Annotated in this window: 2 protein-coding genes; both read right to left on the reverse strand. The window is 59.2% G+C overall.

Features of this window, described 5'->3' with window-relative positions:
* Positions 1-296 (reverse strand): type VI secretion system baseplate subunit TssG (locus tag ACG0Z5_RS23715; RefSeq protein WP_394451612.1); only part of this gene is annotated, 296 nt, incomplete at its 3' end.
* Positions 260-1,435 (reverse strand): type VI secretion system baseplate subunit TssF (tssF, locus tag ACG0Z5_RS23720; RefSeq protein WP_394451614.1); only part of this gene is annotated, 1,176 nt, incomplete at its 5' end. The genes ACG0Z5_RS23715 and tssF, both read right to left, overlap by 37 nt.

Raw genomic sequence — 1,435 nt, forward strand, 5'->3', positions numbered from 1 at the left:
GGTAAGGGGGAATCAACACCGTACATCCCCATAAAGGTCGTGCGGATGAGTGGTGGCCTGCGGTCATCATCCTCGTCATATTCGACAGCCTTCAGCTCGCTCGCCGGAAATCCCATCCCCGGATGCGGCGCAAACCGCACCGGGTCATCAGCGGGATGGCTGGTCGAGCCCATTAGCGGCCTGCCCGGATTACGCTTCTCCAGAAGTTGACAGAAGCGATAGAAATTTATCCGGTGAAGGTCTGCCTCCAGCCGCGGGGTCAACCGGGGATGCGGCGGTTGTGCTTCTCTTCCCATTCCAGGCGCTCTCCGGTCGGTTGCAGGATGATAATCAGGCGGTTAAACAGATAGATATCGGTGTAGAGCGCGAAGAAGCGACTCAGCATCTCGCCAAACAGGCAGATATCGCCGCGCCCGGCAAAGCCGTGGCTGTCCAGCGTCACCTCAATCTGCACACCGCGCACCAGATAGCCCTGCTCGAAACGCTCGGTTTCGCTGTGCTTCACGTCGATGATGGCTTCCAGGCGACGGCGGTTCATCTCGCTGTCGGTCCATTCGTACAGCGCCAGGGTGCCGCGCAGCACGTCGGCGTTATCCATCATCGACAGGAATCCGCTGCCGAGGTGGCTCAGTACACGCCAGTGGAAACGGTCCTGCGCCGGTGGATAACAGGGTAACGTTGGCGCACACAGATTACGCACAGCGATACTGGCCGAGGTGGTTTTCATCACCGTATCGAGCACCGTGCTCTGCAGTGCACGCCGTGGTAGCTGCCCGTTGGTGCCGGTGAGCGTCAGCGACAGGCTCTCGTCTTCCGGCACCGTATGGTTATCAAAGGCTTCGCCGCCGAGGATAAGCCAGGTGTTGTGCAGCCCGGACGGGCCACGGCGCACGCGGGTGTGGTAGTAATACTCCGGTGCTTCATGGCGCATCATTCCGCCTTTGTGGCGGAAACTCGAAAACGGTACGTAGGTATGCTGGCTCGATGACATCACCGAATCCACGGCATATATCTCGGTATGGCCATCCTGCACGCGCATCGGACGCAGCATGTATTCGGTCTGCAGGGAGTTGAGCGTCAGCGGGTCAGATTCCAGCGGGAACAGGTTAATCACCGGCACACAGTTCAGGCGCAGATGCTTTTCGGTAAAGCTGAAGTCATGCTCCCAGCGCTCCGCCAGTACCACGTCGATTTCAAACCATGGGAGCTCAGCCGGAAAGACCACGGTCTCCAGCCCACGCAGCCCCGTGAACATGAACTTCTCACGGAAGGTGAAGTACTCCAGCAGCAGCTGATAGCCGCTAAAGCTGCTGCTTCCCTTCGGCCACAGGTCATCGTCATCGCCAAATCCCAGCGCGGTGAAATACCCGTCGAGCGGTCTTCTGTCCATGTCACCCGGCATCCGCAACCACAGGCGGGCCGTGTTCATGGTAAA

Source organism: Scandinavium sp. M-37, assembly GCF_043558715.1.
Classification (GTDB): Bacteria; Pseudomonadota; Gammaproteobacteria; order Enterobacterales; family Enterobacteriaceae; genus Scandinavium; species Scandinavium vulneris_A.